Raw genomic sequence first — 21,707 nt, 5'->3', positions numbered from 1 at the left:
CGCGCACAGGAGAGACGGGGCATTCATGCGCACAACTCTTCGTACACGCAGGGCCGCAAGGACCGTCGCCGCGGTCACCGCACTCACCCTCGGCCTGGCCCTCGCCGGCTGCGGCGGCGACGGGGACAGCGGCGGCAAGAAGGACCCCGGCCGGCCGGCCCCCTCCGGAAGCTCCGTGACCCTGCCCTCCCTCAAGGGCGAGAAGATCGAGGTCGCGGCCGTCTGGACCGGCCCCGAGCAGGAGAATTTCACCAAGGTCCTGAAGGAGTTCGAGAAGCGCACCGGCGCGACCGTCACCTTCGTGCCCGCGCAGGACCCGATCGTGAACTTCCTCGGTACGAAGATCGCCGGCGGTTCCCCGCCCGACGTGGCCATGCTCCCTCAGGTCGGCGCGATCCAGCAGGCAGCCGCCCAGAGGTGGCTCAAGCCGGTCGGCCCCGAGACCGAGGCGCAGCTCGTCAAGAACTACTCGCAGGGCTGGCGGGACCTCGGCGCTGTCGACGGCAAGCAGTACGGCGTGTACTTCAAGGCCGCCAACAAGTCCCTGATCTGGTACAACAACGCCGCCTTCGAGAACGCGGGCGCCACCGAGCCCAAGACCTGGAAGGAGTTCCTCGCCACCGCCGAGACCATCTCGGCCTCCGGCGTCACCCCGGTCTCCGTCGGCGGCGCGGACGGCTGGACCCTGACCGACTGGTTCGAGAACATCTACCTCTCCCAGGCGGGTCCGGCCAAGTACGACCAGCTGGCCAAGCACGAGATCAAGTGGACGGACGCGTCCGTCACACAGGCACTCACCACCCTCGCCGAGCTGTTCGGCAAGCCGAACCTGATCGCGGGCGGCGCGGACGGCGCGCTGCAGACGGAGTTCCCCGCCTCGGTCACGCAGACCTTCACGGGCGGCGACCAGCCCAAGGGCGCGATGGTCTTCGAGGGCGACTTCGCCGCCGTCAACATCGCGCAGACGAGCGCGAAGATCGGCACGGACGCGAAGGTCTTCCCGTTCCCCGCGGTGGGCGCCACCTCCCCGGTGGTCACCGGCGGAGACGCGGCGGTGGCCCTGAAGGACACGAAGGGCGCCCAGGCGCTGCTGACCTTCCTCGCCTCCCCGGACGCGGCCGCGATCTGGGCGGGCGCCGGCGGCTTCCTCTCGCCCAACAAGAACCTGGACCTGACCGCGTACCCGAACGACGTCCAGCGTGAGATCGCGAAGGCGATGCTGGAGGCCGGGGACGACTTCCGCTTCGACATGTCGGACCAGATGCCGCAGTCCTTCGGCGGCACGCCCGGCAAGGGCGAGTGGAAGGCGCTCCAGGACTTCCTGAAGAACCCGAAGGACATCGCGGGGACCCAGGCGAGGCTGGAGGCCGACGCGGCCAAGGCGTACAAGAGCTGACGCCGTGGCGTCCGCCTCGAAGGTCACCGGAACGCGCAGGTCCGTCGCGGTGGGGTTCCTCCTCCCCGCGCTGGTCCTGCTCGGTGCGCTCGTGGTCTACCCGATCGGGTACTCCGTCCACCGCTCCTTCTTCGACTCGTCCGGGGACTCCTTCGCCGGACTCGACAACTACGTCGAGCTCTTCACGGACGACACGATCCTCACCGCCGTCAAGAACAACGCGATCTGGGTGGTCCTCGCCCCGACCGTGGCCACCGCGCTCGGCCTGATCTTCGCGGTGCTGACCGAGCGGGTCCGCTGGGGTACGGCGTTCAAGCTGATCGTCTTCATGCCGATGGCGATCTCGATGCTGGCCGCCGGGATCATCTTCCGGCTCGTCTACGAGCAGGATCCCGACCGAGGGGTCGCGAACGCCGTCTGGGTCGGCGTCCACGACACCTTCGCCGAGTCCTCCGTCTTCCCCCGGGCGCGCCCGCTGCCCGTCCACCCGCTCGAAGCGGCCGGCGGCGGCGCGTACGTCACCGAGAGCCCGGTCCGTACGGGAGAGATCGCGCGGCTTCCGCTGATCGGCGTCGCACCGGCGCAGATGCCGAAGGACGCCCGTCCGGCGCTCGAACCGACCGCGCAGGACGGCCGGATCACCGGCACCGCCTGGCTGGACTTCACCCGGGGAGGCGGCGGGAAGCCGAACGTCGTCGACGCGAAGGAGCTCGGCCTGAAGGGGCTGCGCGTGGAGGCGGTGAAGGACGGGAAGGTCGTCGCGTCCACGACGGTGGCCGCCGACGGCACGTTCAGCCTCCCGGCCGCCGCCGACGGATCCCTGCTGCGGCTGCCCGCGAGCAACTTCCGCGAGCAGTACAACGGGGTGGAGTGGCTGGGCCCCTCGCTCGTCACACCCGCCGTCATCGGCAGCTACGTCTGGATGTGGGCCGGCTTCGCGATGGTCCTGATCGCGGCAGGTCTGGCGAGCGTGCCCCGTGAACTCCTGGAGGCGGCCCGGGTCGACGGTGCGAACGAATGGCAGGTGTTCCGCCGGATCACGGTCCCGCTCCTGGCTCCGGTCCTCGCCGTCGTCCTGGTCACCCTGATGATCAACGTACTGAAGGTCTTCGACCTGGTCTTCATCATCGCGCCGGGTTCGGCGCAGGACGACGCGAACGTGCTGGCGCTCCAGCTGTACCGCTCGTCCTTCGGTACGGACGCGGATCTCGGGATCGGCTCGGCCATCGCCGTCCTGCTGCTGCTTCTGGTGATCCCGGTGATGGCGTTCAACATCCGCCGGATGCGAAGGGAGGCCCGCCGATGAGCAGTCCCGCCGCACGGAAGAGTCCGGCCGCACAGAAGGTTCCTGCCGCGCGGAAGGGGTCGGCCGCAGGGAAGGGTACGGCCGCGGGGGGAGGTCCGGCGGCACGGAGGGGTCCGGCAGCACGGCTCGCCGCCCGCGCCGCCGGCGGGGGGATGCGGGTCTTCCTCGTCCTCGTCGGGCTGTTCTGGCTGATGCCGGCCGTCGGGCTGCTGCTGTCCTCGCTCCGCTCTCCCTCCGACATCAGCGAGAGCGGCTGGTGGGAGGTCTTCGCCTCGCCCGCCCAGCTGACGGTCGAGAACTACTCGGCGCTCCTCGCCAACGACACGATCACGGGCTCGCTCGTCTCCACGGTCCTGATCACCGTCCCTGCCACCGTCCTGGTCGTCGTCATCGGCTCGCTCGCCGGGTACGCCTTCGCCTGGCTGGACTTCCCCGGCCGCGACTGGTGGTTCCTGGTGGTCGTGGGGCTGCTGGTGGTGCCGGTGCAGGTGGCGCTCGTACCCGTGTCGAAGCTCTTCGGCACGATCGGCATCTTCGAGACGACGCTCGGGGTCGTCCTCTTCCACACGGCCTTCGGGCTGCCCTTCGCGATCTTCCTGCTGCGGAACTTCTTCGCGGAGATCCCCAGGGAGCTGCTGGAGGCGGCGCGGCTGGACGGGGCGGGCGAGATCCGGCTCTTCACCCGGGTCGTCATGCCGCTGGGGGGTCCGGCGATCGCTTCGCTCGGCATCTTCCAGTTCCTCTGGGTCTGGAACGACATGCTGGTCGCGCTGATCTTCGCGGACTCCGAGTCCCCGCCGATCACGGTGGCGCTGCAGCAGCAGGTCCGGCAGTTCGGGAACAACATCGACGTGCTGGCGCCGGGCGCGTTCGTGTCGATGGTGATTCCGCTGGCGGTGTTCTTCGCCTTCCAGCGGCAGTTCGTCTCGGGCGTGATGGCGGGCGCGGTGAAGTAGTCCCGGACCGGACGTCATGGGTACGGGGGCCCGCCCCCGCCTCCGTACCCGTGTCGTCCCCCACCGTCACGCGCACCGCCGCATGCCCTCACGGCTGAGCACCACGGGCACCTCACGCCGTCATGCCGTGAGCGCCACGCGCACCACGCGCCGGTCACATCTTGAGCGCCACGCGCCGTCACGCCTGAGCATCACGCGCCGCGCCCACCCGGCCAGAGCGCCACGCGCCCCTCGCGCCCGCGCACCTTGAGCGCCACGCGCCCTCACGCCTTGAGCGCCGCCACCGCCGAGCGGGCGAGGTCGTCCAGGTACCCCTTCGGCAGTTCGCCGCGGACGACCGCGAGCCGCCAGTAGAGCGGCCCCACGACCACGTCGAGGGCCCGGTCCGGGTCCGCGCCCTCGGGCAGTTCGCCGCGTGCCACGGCCTCGCGCACGATCTGCGCGACGACCCCCTGCTGGCTGTCGAGCAGGGCCGCCTTGATCGCCTGGGCGATCTCCGGCTGCCGGGCGGCCTCCACCAGCAGGTCGGGGATGACCTGCGAGGCCACCGGGTGGCGCAGGGCGTGCGAGGCGACTTCGAGCAGCGCGCGCACGTCGCCGATGAGGGAGCCGGTCGACGGAGCCGGCAGCCCCTGCGTGGCGAAGGCGCCGACGAGGTCGAGGACGAGCGAGAGCTTGGACTTCCAGCGGCGGTAGACGGCGGTCTTGCCGACGCCCGCGCGGCGCGCGATGCCCTCGATGGACATACGGGCGAATCCGACGGCGGCCAGCTCCTCGAAGACGGCCATGCGAATGGCCTCCGTGACGTCCTCGCGGAGAACGGCGGCTCCCGCGGGGGCGCGGCGAGGGGATCCGGAGGGTGTCGTCATGAACGGGATCCTAACCAACGGCGAACGGTCACGTCACGACGAGACGGTTGCGTTGCGACGACGGAGCGTCCTACTCTCCCCGTAGCGACGATACGGACCCGTTCCATCGCCAGCGATGCCCTGCACCCGCGCCGAAAGCGAGCTCGTGACCACCGGGACGCTCACGAAACCCAGCCCCCACGCCCCGCAGGACCTGCGCGCCCTCGCCCGGCGCCACGGCCTGTCCGTCAGCGGCGCCCGCCCCACCCTCCCCGCGTACGTCCGGCAGCTCTGGTCGCGGCGCGACTTCATCGGGGCGTTCGCGACCGCCCGGCTCACCGCGCAGTACAGCCAGGCGAAGCTCGGCCAGGTCTGGCAGGTGGTGACCCCGCTACTCAACGCGGCGGTGTACTACCTGATCTTCGGTGTCCTGATGAACGTCCAGAAGGACATCCCGGACTACGTCCCGTTCCTGATCACGGGCATCTTCGTCTGGACCTTCACCTCACAGTCGATCATGACCGGCACCCGGGCGATCAGCGGGAACCTCGGCCTCGTCCGTGCCCTGCACTTCCCCCGTGCCGGCCTCCCGCTCGCCCTCGCGCTCCAGCAGCTCCAGCAGCTGCTGCTCTCGCTCGGCGTGCTGGTGGCGATCCTGTTCTGCTTCGGCGAGTTCCCGCGCTGGAGCTGGTTCCTGGCCGTCCCCGCGCTGCTGTTCCAGGCGCTGTTCAACTCCGGGGTCGCGCTCGCCATGGCCCGCCTGGCCGCCCGCACCCCTGACATCGCCCAGCTGATGCCGTTCCTGCTGCGGACATGGATGTACGTCTCCGGCGCCATGTGGTCCATCCAGCATCTGGCGGCGAGCGGCCGGCTCCCGGACGCGGCGATCGCGGTCCTCCAGGGCAATCCGGCGGCCGTCTACATCGACCTGATGCGCTTCGCGCTCATCGAGAGCTACACCGCCGACCAGCTGCCGCCGCACGTCTGGGCGCTCGCCGCCGGCTGGGCGCTGGTGGCCTTCGTCGGCGGATTCATCTACTTCTGGAAGGCAGAGGAGACCTACGGCCGTGGCTGAGCAGACCCTGACGCAGACCCCCGTACCGGCACCGACACCGGCCCCCACCCAGGGCCAGGCCCCAGGCCAGACCCCGGCCGCGGCCCACGCCCAGGCCGCGGCCCCGGAGCGCATCCCCACCGTCGTCGCCGACGGCGTCCACATCACGTACACCGTCAACGGCGCCCGTACCGGCAAGGGCAGCGCGACCGCCGCGCTCAGCCGGATCTTCTCCAAGCGCGCCACGCCCGGCGCCCGCAAGGTGCATGCGGTCAAGGGCGTCAGCTTCGTCGCGTACCGGGGCGAGGCGATTGGCCTGATCGGTTCGAACGGATCGGGCAAGTCCACCCTCCTGAAGGCGGTGGCCGGTCTGCTGCCCGTCAACGAGGGCAGGATCTACACCCGCGGCCAGCCCTCGCTCCTCGGAGTCAACGCGGCCCTGATGAACGATCTGACCGGCGAGCGCAACGTGATCCTCGGCGGACTCGCGATGGGCATGACCCGCGCGGAGGTCGACGCCCGCTACGACGACATCGTGGACTTCTCCGGGATCAACGAGAAGGGCGACTTCATCTCGCTGCCCATGCGGACGTACTCCTCCGGCATGGGCGCCCGCCTCCGCTTCTCCATCGCGGCGGCGAAGAGCCACGACGTGCTGCTCATCGACGAGGCGCTCTCCACCGGCGACGCGAAGTTCCGCCGCCGCAGCCAGCAGCGCATCGACGAGCTGCGCGCCGAGGCGGGCACCGTCTTCCTCGTCTCCCACTCCAACTCCACCATCACCGAGACCTGCGACCGCGCGCTGTGGCTGGAGGCGGGCACCCTGCGGATGGACGGACCGGCCAAGGAGGTCGTGGCGGCCTACGAGGCGTTCACCAAGAAGGGCTGACAAAACAGGGGCAAACCACCCAAACCCCAATAGAGTGCGGTTCGATGACGACGGATCGCAACCACACTCCCGAGCAGGAGCCCGGACCGGGCGACACGCACACCTGTGCCGCCGCGCCGCCCGGCCTCACCGGCTCCCCCTTCGACTCGGACACTTTCACCTCGGCCACGTTCGTCAACGTCGGCCGGGGCACCGCCCTCGCCCTCGCCGTCGTCTGGGTCGTCACCCGCGCAGGCATGGCGCTGCTCCTGCTGCGCGACACCCTGGGCATCGGCGGCGTCGGCCGCGAGGTGCACGTCCTCTACCAGCACTGGTACCGGGAGTTCTCCCACGGGACGTTCCCGGTGAACGACATCACCTGGCAGTACCCGCCCGGCGCGGGCCTGGTGATCATGTCCCCGGGGGTGCTGCCCTGGCTCACCTACTTCCAGGCCTTCGTCGCCCTCACCCTCCTCGCCGACGCCGCGATCACCCTGGCCCTCGCCCGGGCCGACAGCGACCGGGTCACGAACGGCGCCTGGATCTGGGTCGGCGGGCTCCCGCTGCTGCTGCACATCCCCCTGGCCCGGTACGACGTCCAGGTCACCGCCCTCGCCGTCCTCGCCCTGCTCGCGCTGAAGTCCCGCCCGGCCGCCGCGCACTGGCTCGGCGGGGCGCTCGCCGCGCTCGGCACGCTGGTGAAGGTGTGGCCGGTGCTCACCCTGATCGGCACTCCCCGGGGCCGCACCACCCGCGACGCCTGGATCGCCGCCGCCACCACCGCCGCGGCCCTCCTCGCCACCCTGGCCCTCCTCTTCTCGAACTCGCTCGGATTCCTGCGCCCGCAGGGCAACCGTGGCGTCCAGATCGAGTCGCTGGGCGGCACCGCGCTCGCGCTGGCCAGGGCGGCGGGCGTGTGGCCGGGCACCGTCCAGTACCGCTACGGCGCCTTCGAGTACGTCGGCCCGTACGTCTCCAGCGTGGGCCGGCTCGCACTGCTGCTGACGGTCCTCGCCTTCGTCTGGCTGCTGCTGTGGCGGCTCTGCGCCCGCGGCTGGAACGAGGCGACCCCGCTCGACGCGGCGCTCGCCGCGGTCCTGCTCTTCACCGTCACCAGCCGGGTGATCAGCCCGCAGTACATGATCTGGCTGCTCGGTCTGAGCGCCGTCTGCCTGACCTCGCGGCGGACCGTGATGCGACCGGTGGCGCTGCTGCTCCTGCCGGCGGCCGCGCTGAGCTCCCTCGCGTACCCGGTCCTCTACGAGGACGTGCTGGCCGGCTCCTGGCCGGGCGTGGCCGTCCTGGTGGTCCGCAACGGGCTGCTGCTCGCGGCGGCCCTGCTGGCGGCGCGGCGCCTGTGGACCTCGACCGTCACCGTCGCGCCATGACGAGGGCCCCGCCGGTACGGATACCGGCGGGGCCCCTCATACGTACCGACTAGCTGTGCGCGCGCAGCAGCTGGCGCATGGTCCGCATCGCCACCGACAGGTTCGCCAGGTCGAAGGTCTCCGAGCCCTGGATCTCCTCCAGCGTGGTGCGCGCCCGGCCGAGGATCGCCGCGTTCTTCTGCTCCCAGGCCTTGAACCGCTCCTCCGGGGTCGAGGTGCCGTTGCCCGCCGAGAGCACGTCCGCGGTGAGTGCGGCGTGCGCGGCGAACAGGTCCTCGCGGATGGAGGCGCGGGCCATCGACTGCCACCGGTCGGCGCGCGGCAGTTCGATGATCCGGTCCATGAGCTGGGTGATCCGCAGCCGGTCGGCCAGGTCGTAGTAGACCTCGGCGACCGCCATCGGGTCCTTGGCCGTGCGGTCCGCGATCGCGACGATGTCGAGCGTCGGGAAGGCGGAGGAGAAGCCGGCGACCCGCAGGGCGAGCTCCTCCGGCACGCCGACCTCGGTCAGCTCCTCCAGGATCGACTGGTACCACTCCAGGTCCGCGCCGCGCAGCAGCTGCGGCAGCTCGGCCCAGACCTGCTCCACACGCTCGCCGAAGAAGTCGATCGTCTCGGCGAGCTGGAGCGGCTGCGGCCGGTTGCCGAGCAGCCAGCGCGTACCGCGCTCGACGAGACGGCGGGAGTGCAGCCGCATCCGGGTCTGGACATCGGCCGGGACCCGGTTGTCGAGCGCCTCGACGGCGTCCCAGACCTCGCCGAGCCGGAAGATGGCGCGGGCGGCGGTCTGCGCGCGGACGATCTCCTCGATCGACGCGCCGGTCTCCTCGCGGAGGCGGTGCAGGAAGGTCGAGCCACCGGTGTTGACGGTGTCGTTGACCAGCACCGTGGTGACGATCTCCCGGCGCAGCGGGTGGCCGTCGACCGCCTCGGCGAACTTCTCGCGCAGCTGCGTCGGGAAGTACGCGTGGAGCAGACCGCGCAGGTACGGGTCGTCCGGCAGCTCGGTGCCGATCAGCTCGTCGGCCACCGTGATCTTGGTGTACGCGAGGAGGACGGCGAGCTCGGGCTGGCTCAGGCCCTTGGCGTTGTTGAGCAGCTCGCGGACCTGCCGGTCGTGCGGCAGGAACTCCAGCGAGCGGTCCAGGGCGCCGTCCCGGCCCAGGCGGCGCATGAACCGCTGGTGGGCGTGGAGGAGGGACGGCGACTGCGCCACCGCGTTGGCGAGGGCGACGTTCTGCGCGTAGTTGTTGCGCAGGACGAGCGAGCCGACCTCGTCGGTCATCTCGGCGAGGATCTTGTTGCGCTGCTTCACGGTCATGTCGCCTTCGGTGACGAGCCCGTTGAGCAGGATCTTGATGTTGACCTCGTGGTCGGAGGTGTCGACACCGGCGCTGTTGTCGATGGCGTCGGTGTTGACCTTGCCGCCCTCGCCGTCGGGGCCGCCCTTGCGGGCGAACTCGATGCGGCCGAGCTGGGTCAGACCGAGGTTGCCGCCCTCTCCGACGACCTTGACCCGGAGGGCCTCGCCGTTGACGCGGATGGCGTCGTTCGCCTTGTCGCCGACGTCGGCGTTCGACTCGGCGGACGACTTGACGTACGTACCGATGCCGCCGTTCCACAGCAGGTCGACGGGCGAGTGGAGGATCGTCTGCATCAGCTCGGCCGGGGTCAGCTTGGTGACGCCTGCCTCGATGCCGAGGGCCGCCCGCATCTGCGCGTTGACCGGGATCGACTTGGCGGTACGGGGGTGGATGCCGCCGCCCACGGAGAGGAGCTCGGTGTCGTAGTCGGCCCAGGAGCTGCGGGGCAGCTCGAAAAGACGGCGCCGCTCGGCGTACGAGACGGCCGCGTCCGGGGTCGGGTCGATGAAGATGTGGCGGTGGTCGAAGGCCGCGACCAGGCGGATGTGCTCGGAGAGCAGCATTCCGTTGCCGAAGACGTCGCCGGACATGTCGCCGACGCCGACGACGGTGAAGTCCTCGGTCTGGGTGTCGTGGCCGAGCTCCCGGAAGTGCCGCTTCACGGACTCCCAGGCTCCGCGGGCGGTGATGCCCATGCCCTTGTGGTCGTAGCCCGCCGAGCCGCCGGAGGCGAAGGCGTCGCCGAGCCAGAAGCCGTAGGAGACGGCGACCTCGTTGGCGATGTCGGAGAAGGTCGCGGTGCCCTTGTCGGCGGCGACGACGAGGTAGGTGTCGTCCTCGTCGTGGCGGACCACGTCGACCGGGGGCACGACCTCGCCGGCGACCAGGTTGTCGGTGATGTCGAGCAGCGCCGAGATGAAGGTCTTGTAGCTCGCGATGCCCTCGGCCAGCCAGGCGTCGCGGTCCACGGACGGGTCCGGGAGCTGCTTGGCGACGAAGCCGCCCTTGGCGCCGACGGGCACGATGACGGTGTTCTTCACCATCTGCGCCTTGACCAGGCCGAGGATCTCGGTACGGAAGTCCTCACGCCGGTCGGACCAGCGCAGACCCCCTCGGGCGACCTTGCCGAAGCGCAGGTGGACGCCCTCGACGCGCGGCGAGTACACCCAGATCTCGAACGCCGGGCGGGGCGCGGGGAGGTCGGGGATGGCCTGCGGGTCGAACTTCATCGACACGTAGGCGTGCGGGACGCCGTCCGTCGAGTTCTGGAAGAAGTTCGTCCGCAGGGTCGCCTTGATGACGGTGAGGAACGAGCGCAGGATGCGGTCCTCGTCCAGGCTCGCGACCTGGTCCAGGGCGGCGTCCAGCTCCTCGAGCAGCGCGTCGATCAGCTCGATGCCGGCGCGCTGGCGCTCCGGCGACATCCGGGCCTCGAAGAGCGAGACGAGCAGCCGGGTGGTGTGGACGTTGTTGCGGAGGGTGTCCTCCATGTAGTCCTGGCTGAACGTCGAACCGGCCTGGCGCAGGTACTTCGCGTAGGCGCGCAGCACCATCGCCTGCCGCCAGCTCAGCCCGGCGCTCAGGACCAGCGAGTTGAAGCCGTCGTTCTCGGCCTGTCCGGTCCAGGTGGCGGCGAACGCCTCCTGGAACCGCTCGCGGGCGTCGTCGCTGAAGGAGGCGCCGTTTGCGGTCGGGGCGGGCATCCGCATGCCGAAGTCGTAGACCCAGGCGTGCGTACGGTCGGCGCAGCGCAGCTCGTACGGACGCTCGTCGATGACCTCGACGCCGAGCCGGTTGAGCACCGGGAGCACGGCGGAGAGGGAGATCTGGTCGCCGGACTTGTAGATCTTGAAGCGGCGCTCGCCGGGACGGGCTCCGACCGGCTCGTACAGCGAGAGCGCGAACTCCTTGCCGGTGCTGGTCAGCTGCTCCAGGTGGACCAGGTCGGCCACGGCGGAGCGCGGCGAGTGGTCGGCCTTGTACCCCTCGGGGAAGGCGTTGCCGTAACGGCGCAGCAGCTCGGCGGCGCGCTCCTCGCCGCACTCGGCGTTGAGGGCCTCGGCGAAGCCGTCGGCCCAGGAGCGGGCGGCCTCGACGAGCCGCGCCTCGATGCGCTCCTTGTCGGCGTCGGAGAGCTGGGCCAGCTCGGTGCCGGGCTCGACGCGGACGACGAAGTGGAGGCGGGAGAGGATCGACTCGGTGTTCCACGCGGTGAAGTCGACGTTGGTGCCGTCGAGCTCCTCCATGAGGATGCCGGTCAGGCGCTCGCGGACGGTGGTGTTGAAGCGGTCGCGCGGCAGGTAGACGAGGGCGGAGTAGTAGCGCCCGTACTCGTCCTGGCGCAGGTAGAGCCGCAGCCGGCGGCGTTCCTGCAGGTAGAGGACGGAGGTGACGATGGAGCGCAGCTCGTCGACCGGGGTCTGGAAGAGCTCGTCGCGGGGGTACGTCTCCAGGATCTGGAGCAGGTCGCGGCCGTCATGGCTGTTGGGCGAGAAGCCGGCGCCCTCCAGGACCTCCTGGACCTTGCGCTTGATGACCGGGACGCGACGGACGGACTCGGTGTACGCGGCGGAGGAGAACAGGCCCAGGAAGCGGCGCTCCCCGATGACGTTGCCCTGGGCGTCGAACTTCTTCACGCCCACGTAGTCGAGGTACGAGGGGCGGTGCACGGTGGCGCGGCTGTTCGCCTTGGTCAGGATCAGCAGCTTGTGCTCGCGCGCCTTGGCGCGGGCGTCGGCCGGCAGCCGGCTGAAGGACGGCGAGACGGGGGCGTGGTGGTCGTCCTCGCCGCCGTGGTGCGGGTCGGAGCGCAGGATTCCGAGGCCCGTGCCGGGGATGGCGGCCAGCGCGTCTCCGTTGACCAGCTCGTACTCGCGGTAGCCGAGGAAGGTGAAGTGGTCGTCCGAGAGCCAGCGCAGCAGCTCGCGGGCCTCTTCGACCTCGGTGGGACGCAGATCGTCGGCGGTGGGCTCGTCGGGCAGGTTCTCGGCGATGCGCAGCGCGGTCTCGCGCATCTTCTCCCAGTCCTCGACGGTCTCGCGGACGTCGGACAGGACGCGCAGCAGGTCGGTGGTGATCTGCTTGAGGTCGGCGCGGTCGGTCTCGCGGTCGATCTCGACGTGGATCCATGACTCGGTGAGGACGTCGTGGGCCTGCTCGCCCTTCGCCTCGCCGGCCAGGACCTCGATGAGCTTGCCGGTCAGGTCGCGGCGGACGCGGACCTGCGGGTGGATCACGACGTGGATGCCGCGGCCCTGGCGGGAGAGCTCGTTGGTGACCGAGTCGACGAGGAAGGGCATGTCGTCGGTGACGACCTCGACGACGGAGTGGCTGCAGGTCCAGCCGTTCTCCTCGACCGTCGGGGTGTGGACGCGGACGTTCGCGGTGCCCTGGGGGCGGTTCTCCGCGAGCCGGTAGTGCGAGAGAGCGGCGCCGAAGACGTCCACCGGGTCTCGGTCGGTGAGGTCCTCGGGCGCGGTGTGCAGGTAGTAGCGCTGGAGGTAGTCGAGCAGGGTGTCCCTGTCCGGGCGCTTTCCCTTCTCGGGCCCCGTCGGAAGTTGCCCCCCGACCGGACCGGTCTCAGCTACCCGGGCGGCCCGTGCGAGCAGCTCGGCCTTGGCTTCGTCCAGCTTGGTCTGCATGTCCTCTGGCTCCTGTCGCGCGCCGTTGCGTGACGTAGGTGGAAGAAACGACACAACGCCACGACGCGGGGTTACCGGTCGAGGTCGACGTTATGTCGTGATGAGAGATGTCCGAGCCGATATCGGCCATTGTCGGCGGGAGGCCCGGACGGAAGGGATCAGCGAACGCCATGTCGGCCCGGCCGCGGTAGCGGACCGGGCGAGAGCCGGGGGCTTCGCTGCCCCCTCGGCGTATCGCGCTGATCACGGGAAAAGCCTATCGCTCTCCACCCCGGAGTCGTCATGGTCCGTATGTGTACAAAAGAGGGGGTGGAAGTTTGACGTTATGGACAGCGACACATGTCCTCTTGGCAAAGCGGGGCGCCGCGGGCAACGTGGACGCGGGGTACCCACCGATCTGGGAGTCATCATGGCGAAGATCTTGATCGTGACCGGGGACGCGGCGGAATCGCTGGAGGTCATGTACCCGTACCAGCGTCTTCTCGAAGAGGGGTACGAGGTCCACATCGCCGCTCCGGCGCGCAAGCAGCTGCGGTTCGTGGTGCACGACTTCGAGCCGGGCTACGACACGTACACCGAGAAGCCGGGCTACAGCTGGCCCGCCGACCTGGCGTTCTCGGAAGTGGATCCGGGCGACTACATCGCGGTCGTGATCCCGGGCGGCAGGGCCCCGGAGTACCTCCGCAACGACCCGGAGCTCCGCAAGATCCTCAAGTCGTTCTTCGACGCGGACAAGCCGGTGGCCCAGATCTGCCACGGCCCGCTCCTGACGGCGGCGATCGGCGGCCTGGAGGGCCGCAGGGTCACGGCGTACCCGGCCCTGGAACTCGACATGCAGGCGGCGGGCGCCGGCTTCCAGGACACGGAGGCGGTGGTGGACGGCACCCTGGTCTCCTCCAGGGTCTGGCCGGACCACCCGGCCTGGATGCGCGAATTCCTGAAGATCCTGCGCGCGGCGGGCTGACACGCGGGGAGCGGCGGGGCGGGTCGCCCCGCCCGAGCCAGGCGGGGCGGGTCGCCCCGCACGAGCCAGGCGGGGCGATTCGACCCGCGCCCGAGCCAGGCGGGGCGGTTAGACCCGCCCAAGGTGGGCGCGGCGGACTGGCACGCCGGGCTCGGGGCTGCGGACTGACCCACCGGGCTCGACGCGGCGGGCTCGACGCGGCGGGCTGGCATGCGGCGGGCTGGCACGCGGGGCGACCGCGCGGGCGGGGCCGGTCTTCGGCCCCTTCCGCGCGCCTGCTCCGCCCTCGCTCACCGGCGGACGTTCACCGTCACCCGCAGCCCGCCACCACCGGCGACGGCAACGCCGACCGCGCCCACGGCCACAGCCGCCTCGCCATGCCCGCCCACGGCCAGGACCGCCGCGACGACCAGCGCCAGCAGGCCCACGCAGGCCGTGAACCACGCCAGCGCACGGCTGCCGCCCGGGGCCTTGCCTGAGATACCGTCGTGAGACGCCAAGGGAACCACTCTCCTCGCAACAGGGGGTGCCCCGTCGGCGCGCGAGGGGAGATCCGCGGGAGAGGCCGGCCGGCAAGCTAGGGCCTTCTCCGGATCTCCCTTCGCCACGTTCAGGGGCTGTCGGATGCGCTCCGCATCCGCGACAGGATTCTCGCCCGGCGTGAGAAACGACCGGGTCGTTATCGGCCTTCTCCGATCAACACGCCCTGGGCGTGTGCCCGTTGAGCCGTGTGACCTTCCGTCAGCAGTGCCGAGCCTACCGGTCCCACCTGGGGAGTCGTCATGGTCCGTATGTGTACAAAACCCGGGGTGGAACTTTGACACTGTGGACAGCGTCCGGCGCCTGATTGGTCGAACCTGGGACTTGACGGCACGGCCGACGCAGTCCCAGGCTCGCGTCCCGACCGGCTCCGCCCCTGGACCAGCCCCTCCGGAGGAGCTCCTCTAGACCAGCTCCTCCGCCACGGCGACCGCCTCCGCGAGCGAGTCGACCACGGGCACTCCCACCGCCTCCAGCGACGCCCTGCTGTGCGACCCCCCGGTGTACAGAACGGCACGCGCCCCCACGTGCGCCGCCGCCCGCGCGTCGTCGGCGGCGTCCCCGATCACCACGATCCGTACCGGATCGACACCGCCGAGCGCCTCCAGGTGGCGGACCATGTGCGCCGACTTCCCCTCCATCGACGACCCGGTGCGCCCGTCCACCCGCACGAACCGCTCCTCGATCCCGTGCCTCCGCACCAGCGGTATCAGCTCGGCATGCGGAGCCAGGGAGAGCAGCGACTGCGTGAAACCGGACGCCTGCCGCGCGGCCAGCAGCTCCGCCGCCCCGGCCGTCAGCCCACAGTCCTCGGCCCGCTGCCAGTAGTGGCGGTGGAACGCGCCGTCCATCAGCTCCCACTCGGCGTCCGTGGGCAGCCGCCCCATCAGCCGTTCGTAGAACTTCGGCACCGGCACCGTGTACAGGTCCCGGTAGCGCGCGAGCGTGATCGGCTCCAGGCCCAGCTCGGCGAAGGCGGCGTTCGTCGCCCCGATGACCGCGTCGATGTCGTCGAGCAGCGTGCCGTTCCAGTCCCAGACCAGGTGCTTTCCGTGCTTCCCCATGCGAAGACGGTACCGGCACCCGCCGACAGGGCGACGTCCGTCAGCCCAGCAGCCCCGGAATCTCCTGCACCCCGAACCAGAGCAGCTCGTGGTCCTCGGCGCCGTCCACCGTGAACTGGGCGTCGTCGTCACCCTGGTCCGCCGCCCCCAGCGCGTCCGCGGCCGCCGAGACGTCCGCCTCGGCGTCGTCCGCGTCGGCGTGCACGGCCGCCGCCTTCGCCAGCGGTACGGCTCCGGCGATACGGACCTCACCCAGCGAGGAGGCGTCCAGGCCACGGTCGGGGTCGACCACCGCCTCCTTGTCCGGCACGTCGACGGCGACGACGATCCGGCGCCGTGCCGCCGAGGGGTCCCCGGCGAGCAGCCGCAGGGACGCGGACGCGGCCCGGCTGAGCGCGGCGTACTCCAGCTCCTCGATGTCGTCGGAGACGTACCACTCGCGCAGGGCTGGGGTCACGGCGTACGCGGTCAGCGGACCCGGGCCCAGCTCGCCCGCCTTGTGCGCCTGTGCGAGACCGGCGAGGGTCAGGGGGACGTACACGCGCATGGCTGGCCGCTTTCGTAGTCGGAAACGCCCTCAGGATACGTGCGGAGTCCCCCTTCGGGGTCCCCAGGCCGCCGTCTCTCGGGTCCACCCGAGGGATCCCCCACCCTTGCGCCGACAGACCGGGAGGACCTTCCCGTCACTCTGATAGGTGAAGCTGCGGAACGGCCGCGCGGGCCGTCACGGAGCCTTGCGGGGGCGTCGAGCACCCCCGTACAAGATCCCCAACAGAAGTTACCGCCCGGTAGACCACCGAGGCCGTACGGAACGGGGATCCGCCCATGGACGCCATCACCACGACGCGCACCACCACGCCGCCGACCCCGTCCGAGCCGGCTCCCTCGCTCACCCCCGCGGCGACGACTCGTCCACGTACTCCTCGCCCCCGCACCGCGCCCCGCGGCCCCGCCGGCACCGGCCCCCGCGGCTCCGCCGGATCCCGCCCCGAAGCCCCCTCACGCGTCCGTACGCGGCCTCGCGCGCTCCCACCGCATGCTCTCTTCGCCGAGCGCCTTCTCGCCGTCCTCAGCGGCGAGCGGCCCGTCCACTGGATGCTCGGCATGACGGTCGGAGAGGCGTACGAACAGCTCGTCCAGCTCGCCCCGGAAACCCCCTTCAGGTCCCTGGGCGCCCGCCCCGTGCTCCGTACCTGCCGCTTCCACCCGCCCAGGACGGATGCCGTCGAGGTCTGTGCGACCGTCGCCACCGGCGAACGGATCAGGGCCATGGCCTTCCGTCTGGAACGCGGCGCCGACCGTCGGTGGCGCTGCGCCGCCGTCGAGCTGGACGGTCTCCACGCGCGCGTGGAGACCCGGTCGCCCGCGCCCGTCGAACCCCGCGTGCCCGCCCAGGCCCGGCCATGACCCGCCATGACCGGCCGGACATGGCGGAGGGGCCGGCCACCCTCATCAGGTGCCCGGCCCCTCCTCCCCGCTGGGGGCTACTTCTTGCGGCGACGCCCGCCGCTGCTCTTCTGCGCCTTGCGACGCTCCGCCCGCGTCAGACCGTCACCGCCGGCCGAGGCGTCCTCGCTCACGAAGTCGCCCTCGACGACACTGCCGTCGCCGTCCACCTTGGGCGCGGTGAAGTGCAGCCGGTCCGGCCGCTGCGGGGCGTCGAGCCCCTTGGCGCGGATCTCCGGTCGCCCGGCGGGCGCCGGCACGGCGTCCTCCTTGGTGAGCGAGGGAGCCGCGTCCTTCACCGGGACCTCCTCGACCTGCTGCTCGACCTGGACCTCCAGGTTGAACAGGTAGCCGACGGACTCCTCCTTGATGCCCTCCATCATGGCGGTGAACATGTCGAAGCCCTCGCGCTGGTACTCGACCAGCGGGTCCTTCTGTGCCATGGCGCGCAGGCCGATGCCCTCCTGGAGGTAGTCCATCTCGTAGAGGTGCTCGCGCCACTTGCGGTCGAGCACGGAGAGGACCACGCGCCGCTCCAGCTCACGCATGATGTCCGAGCCGAGCGACTTCTCGCGGGCGGCGTACTGCTCGTGGATGTCGTCCTTGACGGACTCGGCGATGAACTCGGCGGTGATGCCCGCGCGGTCGCCGGCCGCCTCCTCCAGCTCGTCCACGGTGACCTTCACCGGGTAGAGCTGCTTGAACGCGGTCCACAGCCGGTCGAGGTCCCACTCCTCCGCGAAGCCCTCGGCGGTCTCCTGGCGGATGTAGTCGTCGATCGTGTCGTCCATGAAGTGCTGGATCTGCTCGTGCAGGTCCTCGCCCTCCAGGACGCGGCGGCGCTCGCCGTAGATGACCTCACGCTGCCGGTTGAGGACCTCGTCGTACTTCAGGACGTTCTTGCGCGTCTCGAAGTTCTGGGTCTCGACCTGGGACTGCGCGGAGGCGATCGCGCGGGTCACCATCTTGTTCTCGATCGGCACGTCGTCCGGCACGTTGGCCATGGCCATGACGCGCTCGACCATCTGGGCCTTGAACAGGCGCATCAGGTCGTCGCCGAGGGAGAGGTAGAAGCGGGACTCGCCCGGGTCGCCCTGGCGGCCGGAACGACCGCGCAGCTGGTTGTCGATCCGGCGGGACTCGTGGCGCTCGGTGCCCAGCACGTACAGCCCGCCGAGCTCCTTGACCTCCTCGAACTCCGCCTTCACGGCAGCCTCGGCACGCTCCAGGGCGGCCGGGAGGGCCGCGGCCCACTCCTCGACGTGCTCGACCGGGTCCAGGCCCGCCTGGCGCAGCTCGGCCTCGGCCAGGTCGTCCGGGTTGCCGCCGAGCTTGATGTCGGTGCCTCGGCCGGCCATGTTCGTGGCGACGGTGACGGCGCCCTTGCGGCCGGCCTGGGCGACGATCGTCGCCTCACGGTCGTGCTGCTTGGCGTTGAGCACCTCGTGCTGGATGCCGCGCTTGGAGAGCTGCTGGGAGAGGTACTCGGACTTCTCGACCGACGTCGTACCGACGAGGATCGGCTGGCCCTTCTCGTGCTTCTCCGCGATGTCGTCGACGACGGCGGCGAACTTGGCGACCTCGGTCCGGTAGATCAGGTCCGACTGGTCCTTGCGGACCATGGGCCTGTTCGTCGGGATCGGGACGACGCCGAGCTTGTAGATCTGGTGGAACTCGGCCGCCTCGGTCATGGCCGTACCGGTCATGCCGGAGAGCTTGTCGTAGAGGCGGAAGAAGTTCTGCAGGGTGATCGTGGCGAGGGTCTGGTTCTCGTCCTTGATGTCCACCCCTTCCTTCGCCTCGATCGCCTGGTGCATGCCCTCGTTGTAGCGGCGGCCGGCGAGGATACGGCCGGTGTGCTCGTCGACGATCATGACTTCGCCGTCGATGACGACGTAGTCCTTGTCCTTCTTGAACAGTTCCTTGGCCTTGATGGCGTTGTTCAGGTACCCGACGAGCGGGGTGTTCACCGACTCGTAGAGGTTGTCGATGCCCAGCCAGTCCTCGACCTTGGCGACGCCGGACTCGTGGATGCCGACGGTGCGCTTCTTCTCGTCGACCTCGTAGTCGCCGGTCTCCTCGATGCCCTTGAGCGGGTTTCCGGCCTCACCCTTGGTGAGGCGGGTGACCAGCTTGGCGAAGTCGCCGTACCACTTGGTGGCCTGGTCGGCCGGGCCGGAGATGATCAGCGGCGTACGGGCCTCGTCGACGAGGATCGAGTCGACCTCGTCGACACAGGCGAAGTTGTGGCCGCGCTGGACGAGCTCGTCCTTGGACCACGCCATGTTGTCGCGCAGGTAGTCGAAGCCGAATTCGTTGTTCGTGCCGTACGTGATGTCGCAGGCGTACTGCTCGCGACGCTGGGCCGGGGTCATGTTGGCGAGGATGCAGCCGACCTCGAGGCCCAGGAACTTGTGGACGCGACCCATCATCTCGGAGTCGCGCTCGGCCAGGTAGTCGTTCACCGTGATCAGGTGCACGCCCTTGCCGGACAGCGCGTTCAGGTACGCCGGGAGCGTGCCGACGAGGGTCTTGCCCTCACCGGTCTTCATCTCGGCCACGTAGCCGAGGTGCAGGGCGGCGCCGCCCATCAGCTGGACGTCGTAGTGGCGCTGGCCGAGGACGCGCTTGGCGGCCTCGCGGACGGTCGCGAAGGCCTCGGGGAGCAGGTCGTCGAGGCTCTCACCGTCGGCGTACCGCTGCTTGTACTCCTCGGTGAGCCCCCGCAACTCGGCGTCGGAGAGGTTGACGAAGTCCTCTTCGATGGAGTTGACCTGGTCCGCGATGCGGTGCAGTTTGCGCAGGATCTTGCCTTCGCCTGCACGCATGAGCTTGTTGAAGACGGACACTGAGGCTGGTCTCCTTGCCGGTCGGGCCTGGCACTGGGTCTTGTGATGGACTCGGGCGCGGGCACGGCAGGTGGTCCCCACCGCAACGGCCATCGTAAGCGAGACCGCCGCCGCGCCGGGAGGCCCGAAGGGCCGGAGCGTCACCGCTGCCCGGAATGAGAACGCGCGAGACGCGCCGAAGGTGCCGCAGGGTCCGAAAAGTGTTCGCTTCGCGACGCTCCGCTCACCAGAATTCCGTCATGGAGCCGAAGACACTGATCACGGAACGTCTGGCCCTCGGCAGGTTCGCGCCGGAGGACGCCGACGAGGTCCACACGATCTGCCAGGACCCCGAGATCCAGCGCTGGACGACCGTCCCCTCGCCCTACGGGCGTCAGGACGCCGAGTTCTTCCTGAACCGTGTCGTCCCCGACGGCTGGCGCGACGACACCGAGTACAGCTTCGCCGTACGGCCCCGGGAGGGCGGCCCGATCCTCGCCGCCGTCGCCCTGCACCATCCGCGCTCGGGCACGTGGGAGGTCGGCTTCTGGACGGCCAAGGAGCACCGGGGCCGCGGCTATATGACGGAGGCCGTCCTCGCACTGGCCGGCTGGGCCTTCACGGAGCTTCGCTGCACGCGCCTGGAGTGGCGCGCCGAGGTCGGCAACGCGGGCTCGCGGGCGACCGCGGAGAAGGCCGGTTTCGCGGTCGAGGGTGTGTTGCGTGCCGCGCTGCCGAACAACGGAGTGCTGCGGGACGCCTGGGTCGGCGCGCTGCTCCCGTCCGACCTCGGCCTGCCGTGCGCCCTGCCGTATCCGGCGGCGACTTCCCAGACCCTGGGATGACTGTCAGTGCCGGCCTCTAGGCTGCGGATCATGACGACTGCGCCGCTGCCTGTTGCCGAACTGTCCGCGGACGAGGCCCGCCGGATCGCCCTGCGCGCCCAGGGGTTCCTGGGCGCACCCGACCGCCGCGCGGGGGTGCGGGGCGTGCTGCGGCACCTGGGCCAGGTCCAGCTCGACACGATCTCCGTCCTGGCCCGCTCGCACGAGCTGATCCCGTACGCGCGCCTGGGCGCGGTGGGCCGCACGACGGTCGAGGACGCGTACTGGACCGAGGGGCATGCCTTCGAGTACTGGTCGCATGCGGCCTGCATCCTGCCGGTCGAGGAGTGGCCGCTCTTCGCCTTCCGGCGCCGTGCCTACCGCTCCCGTCCGCAGTGGCACCACGATCTGCCCGACGGCGCGTACGACGCCGTGATCAAGCAGCTGCGTACGGGGGGCCCGCAGACCGCGACGGAGCTCGGCGGCGCGAAGAACAAGGGCGAGTGGTGGGACTGGTCCGAGTCGAAGATCGCCGTCGAGCGGGCGCTGATGTACGGCGAGGTGGTCTGCACCGAGCGGCGCGGCTGGAAGCGGGTCTACGACCTGGCCGAGCGGGCGATCCCGGACGCCCTGCTCCAGGTCGACCTGGACGACACGGAGTGTCTGCGGCGGCTGGTGCGGCAGGCGGGCGAGGCGCTGGGTGTGGGCACGCGCGCCGACATCGCCGACTACCACCGGATCAAGGGCGAGGCGTTCGACGCCGTGGTGGAGGCTTCCGGGCTCGTGCCGGTGACGGTGGCGGGCTGGGCCAAGCCGGCCTGGGCCGATCCCGCGGCGCTGGCGACGGAGCCGCGCGGCCGGCACCGTACGACGCTGCTGTCGCCGTTCGACTCGCTGATCTGGGAGCGGGCGCGCACGGAGCGGATCTTCGGCTTCGCCCACCGCCTGGAGGCGTACGTGCCGAAGCAGAAGCGCGTGCACGGCTACTTCGCCATGCCGCTGCTGGCGGGCGGGAAGCTGCTGGGCCGCGTCGACCCGGCGCGCGAGGGCAGGACGCTGGTGGCCCGGCAGGTGTCGCTGGAGTCCCCCAAGGCGGTCGGTCCGATGGCGCAGGCGCTGCGCGAGGCGGCCGGATGGGTGGGCTGCGACTCCGTGCGGATCGAGCGGGCGGACCGCCCGGAGCTGATCGCCCCGCTGACGGCCGCCCTCGCCTGATCCCG

Annotated in this window: 16 protein-coding genes; 10 read left to right on the top strand and 6 right to left on the bottom strand. The window is 70.6% G+C overall.

Annotation, left to right across the window (positions count from 1 at the left end):
- Positions 1–25: 25 nt before the first annotated feature.
- Genes ACFVZW_RS25005 through ACFVZW_RS24995 form a run of 3 tightly spaced genes read left to right on the top strand, consistent with a single transcriptional unit; the run spans position 26 to position 3,658 of the window.
- Positions 26–1,396 carry an ABC transporter substrate-binding protein gene (locus ACFVZW_RS25005; RefSeq protein WP_384525217.1) on the top strand — a complete coding sequence of 457 codons (1,371 nt, stop codon included), beginning with the start codon at positions 26–28 and terminating at the stop codon, positions 1,394–1,396.
- Positions 1,397–1,400: 4 nt separating this feature from the next.
- Complete coding sequence (locus tag ACFVZW_RS25000; RefSeq protein ID WP_384525214.1) at positions 1,401–2,702, top strand: carbohydrate ABC transporter permease; 1,302 nt, start codon at positions 1,401–1,403, stop codon at positions 2,700–2,702.
- Positions 2,699–3,658, top strand: coding sequence for a carbohydrate ABC transporter permease (locus ACFVZW_RS24995; protein ID WP_384525211.1), 960 nt, complete (start codon positions 2,699–2,701; stop codon positions 3,656–3,658). The genes ACFVZW_RS25000 and ACFVZW_RS24995 overlap by 4 nt, the downstream gene beginning before the upstream one ends.
- A gap of 263 nt (positions 3,659–3,921) precedes the next feature.
- Here ACFVZW_RS24995 and ACFVZW_RS24990 read toward each other — a convergent pair whose 3' ends face one another.
- The gene (locus ACFVZW_RS24990; protein WP_384525208.1) at positions 3,922–4,527 is read right to left on the bottom strand and encodes a TetR/AcrR family transcriptional regulator; all 606 of its coding nucleotides are present in this window, start codon (positions 4,525–4,527) and stop codon (positions 3,922–3,924) included.
- Between the two features lie 115 nt (positions 4,528–4,642).
- Between ACFVZW_RS24990 and ACFVZW_RS24985 the strand changes: the two genes are divergently transcribed.
- The 3 genes from ACFVZW_RS24985 (at position 4,643) to ACFVZW_RS24975 (ending at position 7,816) form a co-directional block, all read left to right on the top strand.
- Positions 4,643–5,581: an ABC transporter permease gene (locus tag ACFVZW_RS24985; protein ID WP_384525205.1), complete on the top strand. Its 939-nt coding sequence runs from the start codon at positions 4,643–4,645 to the stop codon at positions 5,579–5,581.
- 112 nt (positions 5,582–5,693) lie between these two features.
- A complete protein-coding gene (locus tag ACFVZW_RS24980) occupies positions 5,694–6,449 on the top strand; it encodes an ABC transporter ATP-binding protein (RefSeq protein WP_384525234.1) in 756 nt (251 codons plus the stop codon).
- A 44-nt stretch (positions 6,450–6,493) separates the two neighbouring features.
- Entirely contained in the window at positions 6,494–7,816 is a 1,323-nt protein-coding gene (locus ACFVZW_RS24975; protein ID WP_384525203.1) for a glycosyltransferase family 87 protein, read from the top strand.
- A 49-nt stretch (positions 7,817–7,865) separates the two neighbouring features.
- Here the strand turns inward: ACFVZW_RS24975 and ACFVZW_RS24970 are convergent, their stop codons facing one another.
- Positions 7,866–12,821, bottom strand: coding sequence for an NAD-glutamate dehydrogenase (locus tag ACFVZW_RS24970; protein WP_384525200.1), 4,956 nt, complete (start codon positions 12,819–12,821; stop codon positions 7,866–7,868).
- Between the two features lie 406 nt (positions 12,822–13,227).
- Here ACFVZW_RS24970 and ACFVZW_RS24965 point away from each other — a divergent pair, with 406 nt between their 5' ends.
- Positions 13,228–13,785 (top strand): DJ-1/PfpI family protein, encoded by a 558-nt coding sequence (locus ACFVZW_RS24965; protein WP_384525232.1) that lies wholly within the window; start codon positions 13,228–13,230, stop codon positions 13,783–13,785.
- Positions 13,786–14,075: 290 nt separating this feature from the next.
- On the opposite strand, the gene ACFVZW_RS24960 is transcribed toward ACFVZW_RS24965, so the two are convergent.
- The 3 genes from ACFVZW_RS24960 to ACFVZW_RS24950 form a co-directional block, all read right to left on the bottom strand.
- On the bottom strand, positions 14,076–14,285 hold the full coding sequence (locus ACFVZW_RS24960; protein ID WP_384525198.1) for a hypothetical protein: 210 nt from the start codon (positions 14,283–14,285) through the stop codon (positions 14,076–14,078).
- A 444-nt stretch (positions 14,286–14,729) separates the two neighbouring features.
- Complete coding sequence (locus ACFVZW_RS24955; RefSeq protein ID WP_384525196.1) at positions 14,730–15,389, bottom strand: HAD family hydrolase; 660 nt, start codon at positions 15,387–15,389, stop codon at positions 14,730–14,732.
- A gap of 40 nt (positions 15,390–15,429) precedes the next feature.
- Positions 15,430–15,936: a DUF6912 family protein gene (locus ACFVZW_RS24950; protein ID WP_384525193.1), complete on the bottom strand. Its 507-nt coding sequence runs from the start codon at positions 15,934–15,936 to the stop codon at positions 15,430–15,432.
- Between the two features lie 278 nt (positions 15,937–16,214).
- Between ACFVZW_RS24950 and ACFVZW_RS24945 the strand changes: the two genes are divergently transcribed.
- Entirely contained in the window at positions 16,215–16,796 is a 582-nt protein-coding gene (locus tag ACFVZW_RS24945) for an Rv3235 family protein (protein ID WP_384525191.1), read from the top strand.
- Positions 16,797–16,873: 77 nt separating this feature from the next.
- On the opposite strand, the gene secA is transcribed toward ACFVZW_RS24945, so the two are convergent.
- Positions 16,874–19,684, bottom strand: a complete 2,811-nt coding sequence (gene secA / locus ACFVZW_RS24940) for a preprotein translocase subunit SecA (RefSeq protein ID WP_384525187.1) — start codon at positions 19,682–19,684, stop codon at positions 16,874–16,876.
- Between the two features lie 239 nt (positions 19,685–19,923).
- Between secA and ACFVZW_RS24935 the strand changes: the two genes are divergently transcribed.
- Both ACFVZW_RS24935 and ACFVZW_RS24930 read left to right on the top strand, forming a co-directional pair.
- Positions 19,924–20,508 carry a GNAT family N-acetyltransferase gene (locus ACFVZW_RS24935; RefSeq protein WP_384525185.1) on the top strand — a complete coding sequence of 195 codons (585 nt, stop codon included), beginning with the start codon at positions 19,924–19,926 and terminating at the stop codon, positions 20,506–20,508.
- A gap of 30 nt (positions 20,509–20,538) precedes the next feature.
- Entirely contained in the window at positions 20,539–21,702 is a 1,164-nt protein-coding gene (locus tag ACFVZW_RS24930) for a winged helix-turn-helix domain-containing protein (protein WP_384525183.1), read from the top strand.
- The last annotated feature ends 5 nt before the right edge of the window (positions 21,703–21,707 follow it).

It is taken from the genome of Streptomyces sp. NPDC059567, from assembly GCF_042735655.1.
In the GTDB taxonomy this organism is placed as follows: domain Bacteria; phylum Actinomycetota; class Actinomycetes; order Streptomycetales; family Streptomycetaceae; genus Streptomyces.
The sequence above is the reverse complement of the archived record's forward strand: the minus strand, read 5'-3'. Positions and strand labels throughout refer to the sequence as shown.

Bases quoted from the DNA above. Each gene is read 5' to 3' on its own strand.
- ACFVZW_RS25005 (WP_384525217.1), top strand. From the start codon at position 26: ATGCGCACAACTCTTCGTACACGCAGGGCCGCAAGGACCGTCGCCGCG.
- ACFVZW_RS24995 (WP_384525211.1), top strand. From the start codon at position 2,699: ATGAGCAGTCCCGCCGCACGGAAGAGTCCGGCCGCACAGAAGGTTCCT.
- ACFVZW_RS24990 (WP_384525208.1), bottom strand. From the start codon at position 4,527: ATGACGACACCCTCCGGATCCCCTCGCCGCGCCCCCGCGGGAGCCGCC.
- ACFVZW_RS24985 (WP_384525205.1), top strand. From the start codon at position 4,643: ATGCCCTGCACCCGCGCCGAAAGCGAGCTCGTGACCACCGGGACGCTC.
- ACFVZW_RS24975 (WP_384525203.1), top strand. From the start codon at position 6,494: ATGACGACGGATCGCAACCACACTCCCGAGCAGGAGCCCGGACCGGGC.
- ACFVZW_RS24970 (WP_384525200.1), bottom strand. From the start codon at position 12,821: ATGCAGACCAAGCTGGACGAAGCCAAGGCCGAGCTGCTCGCACGGGCC.
- ACFVZW_RS24955 (WP_384525196.1), bottom strand. From the start codon at position 15,389: ATGGGGAAGCACGGAAAGCACCTGGTCTGGGACTGGAACGGCACGCTG.
- ACFVZW_RS24950 (WP_384525193.1), bottom strand. From the start codon at position 15,936: ATGCGCGTGTACGTCCCCCTGACCCTCGCCGGTCTCGCACAGGCGCAC.
- ACFVZW_RS24945 (WP_384525191.1), top strand. From the start codon at position 16,215: ATGGACGCCATCACCACGACGCGCACCACCACGCCGCCGACCCCGTCC.
- ACFVZW_RS24935 (WP_384525185.1), top strand. From the start codon at position 19,924: ATGGAGCCGAAGACACTGATCACGGAACGTCTGGCCCTCGGCAGGTTC.
- ACFVZW_RS24930 (WP_384525183.1), top strand. From the start codon at position 20,539: ATGACGACTGCGCCGCTGCCTGTTGCCGAACTGTCCGCGGACGAGGCC.